Raw genomic sequence first — 2,942 nt, 5'->3', positions numbered from 1 at the left:
CTTGAGCGAACGCGACGCCGTGAGCCAATTCGGCGTTGTGCACGGCGACGTTGGCAGCCGGCCGCACGGTGACGAGCTGCATACCGCCGTCGGAGGTAGTGATCGGGCCGGTCTGGGCGGTCTGGGCGGCGAGCACGGTCGCGGCTTTGGTGTGCTGAGGGGTCTCGGTGGCCGAGTGTGCGGCCGCTGCGGCGGCGCCGGCGGCCATCGCGCTGATCAAAACGCGGCCGCGGGTGGCTCCGGAGAGTTGTTTGCGGTGCTGGCCGTGAGTGGCCGTCGATTCCAACCCGCCGCGGGCGCGCATTCGGCCCCGCTCGAGCGGGTTCAGGCGATGCTCGGAGACGCTGGGACCGATCAGGTCCAGGACGCGAAGGTTGTCGGTGTCGTCGAGGTCATCGAGCTCGGGTGCGCTCAGGACCTGCGCTTCCTTCTCGAAAGCTGAGTTGTCACTGAAGTCCGAATCGGCAAGCTTCCCGAATTCGTTGAACGGGATGATGTCCGTGACTTCGTTGGGGTGGAGCGTCGACCTGCGCTCGCGCGACCCGGAGAGTTCTCCTCGCGCAGGAGACAGAGTCGAGTGTTGCTGAGCCAACGTGATTTGTCCTTCGAGGCGTAACCATAACGTTATCTGGACCCTGAGACGTTAACCGGCGACCGCGAAGCGTGGCAAGCGAAGCCCAAAATCCGGCCGGGAATGTGATTTGTATCACCCACCGGGCATCGGTGAGATCTGCCACATCGGCCGATGCCGACGATGGAACCTTTGGCCCCTCTCGATACAGTTCCCGCAAGCGGGCAACGGAATACTCCGGGCTCGCGTGGAAACGGAAAAACTAGGCCGACACACAGAAGTGAGCCCATGGATCTTTTCGAGTACCAGGCAAAAGAGCTGTTCGCCAAGCACGACGTCCCCACCACACCCGGCCGGGTGACCGACACCGCCGACGGGGCCAAGGCCATCGCCGCGGAGATCGGGCATCCCGTGATGGTCAAAGCCCAGGTCAAAGCCGGTGGACGAGGCAAGGCCGGTGGTGTGAAGTACGCCGCGACCCCCGACGACGCTTTCAACCACGCGAAGAACATTCTCGGCCTGGACATCAAGGGCCACGTCGTGAAGAAGCTGCTGGTCGCGCAGGCCAGTGACATCGCCGAGGAGTACTACATCTCCTTCCTGCTGGACCGGGCCAACCGCACCTACCTGGCCATGTGCTCGGTCGAGGGCGGCATGGAGATCGAAGAGGTCGCGGCCACCAAGCCCGAGCGACTGGCCAAGGTCCCGGTCGACGCCGTCAAGGGCGTCGACGTCGCGTTCGCCCGTTCGATCGCCGAGCAGGGCCACCTGCCGGCCGAGGTGCTCGACGCGGCGGCGGTGACCATCTCCAAGCTGTGGGACGTGTTCGTCGGCGAGGACGCCACGCTGGTCGAGGTCAACCCGCTGGTCCGGACGCCCGACAATCAGATCCTGGCGCTGGACGGCAAGGTGACGCTCGACGGCAACGCCGATTTCCGGCAGCCCGGCCATGTGGAGTTCGAGGACCGCGACGCCACCGACCCGCTGGAGCTCAAGGCCAAAGAGCATGACCTCAACTACGTCAAGCTCGACGGCCAGGTGGGCATCATCGGCAACGGCGCGGGCCTGGTCATGTCGACGCTCGACGTCGTCGCCTACGCCGGCGAGAAGCACGGCGGGGTGAAGCCGGCCAACTTCCTCGACATCGGCGGTGGCGCATCGGCCGAGGTGATGGCCGCGGGACTGGACGTCATCCTGGGCGACGCGCAGGTCAAGAGTGTGTTCGTGAACGTCTTCGGCGGCATCACCTCGTGTGACGCCGTTGCCGCCGGGATCGTCAAGGCGCTGGAGATGCTCGGCGACGAGGCCAACAAGCCGCTCGTCGTGCGTCTTGACGGCAACAACGTCGACGAAGGCCGGCGAATTCTGACCGAGGCCAACCACCCGCTGGTGACGCTGGTGCCCACGATGGACGAGGCCGCCGACAAGGCCGCCCAGTTGGCCAGCGCCTGATAAGGAGACATGACCGCATGGCAATTTTCCTGACCAAAGACAACAAGGTCGTCGTCCAGGGCATCACCGGCTCCGAGGCCACCAAGCACACCGCCCGGATGCTCAAGGCCGGCACCCACATCGTCGGCGGCGTCAACGCGCGCAAGGCCGGCACTACCGTCGCGCACAAGAACGTCAACGACGAGCCGGTGGAACTGCCGGTTTTCGGCAGCGTCAAAGAGGCGATCGAGAAGACCGGTGCCGACGTCTCGATCATCTTCGTGCCGCCGGTCTACGCCAAGGATGCGATCATCGAGGCGATCGACGCCGAGATCCCGCTGCTGGTCGTCATCACCGAGGGAATCCCGGTGCAGGACAGCGCATATGCGTGGGCCTACAACCAGTCCAAGGGCAACAAGACGCGGATCATCGGCCCGAACTGCCCGGGCATCATCACCCCGGGGCAGGCGCTGGTCGGTATCACCCCGGCCAACATCTCCGGGCCCGGGCCGGTCGGTCTGGTGTCCAAGTCCGGCACGCTGACCTACCAGATGATGTACGAGCTGCGCGATTTCGGGTTCTCCACCTCGATCGGCATCGGCGGTGACCCGGTAATCGGCACCACCCACATCGACGCGATCGAGGCGTTCGAAAAAGACCCCGACACCAAGATCATCGTGATGATCGGCGAGATCGGTGGCGACGCCGAGGAGCGCGCCGCCGACTACATCAAGGCCAACGTGTCCAAGCCGGTCGTCGGTTATGTCGCGGGATTCACCGCACCCGAAGGCAAGACGATGGGCCACGCCGGTGCCATCGTGTCCGGCTCGTCGGGCACCGCAGCGGCCAAGAAGGAAGCCCTCGAGGCCGCTGGTGTGAAGGTTGGCAAGACGCCGTCGGAGACCGCCGCGCTGGCGCGGCACATCCTGGAGAGCCTGTA

General features: G+C 65.3%; 2 protein-coding genes and 1 pseudogene. 2 read left to right on the top strand and 1 reads right to left on the bottom strand.

Annotated features, from left to right (window positions below; genetic code table 11):
- Nucleotides 1-592 (bottom strand): annotated as a pseudogene (locus AC2VOG_RS18135) (M23 family peptidase); the annotation flags it as partial.
- Nucleotides 593-859: 267 nt separating this feature from the next.
- On the opposite strand from AC2VOG_RS18135, the gene sucC reads away from it, so the two are divergent.
- A complete protein-coding gene (gene sucC / locus AC2VOG_RS18130) occupies nucleotides 860-2,023 on the top strand; it encodes an ADP-forming succinate--CoA ligase subunit beta (protein WP_486941225.1) in 1,164 nt (387 codons plus the stop codon).
- 17 nt (nucleotides 2,024-2,040) lie between these two features.
- A partial coding sequence (gene sucD, locus AC2VOG_RS18125; RefSeq protein ID WP_486941224.1) for a succinate--CoA ligase subunit alpha occupies nucleotides 2,041-2,942 on the top strand: 902 nt, incomplete at its 3' end.

The organism is Mycobacterium sp. TH-M11 (genome assembly GCF_057473725.1).
This window is presented reverse-complemented; position numbering and strand designations above follow the sequence as displayed.

Coding starts and splice junctions, on each gene's coding strand:
- sucC (WP_486941225.1), top strand. CDS start 860: ATGGATCTTTTCGAGTACCAGGCAAAAGAGCTGTTCGCCAAGCACGAC.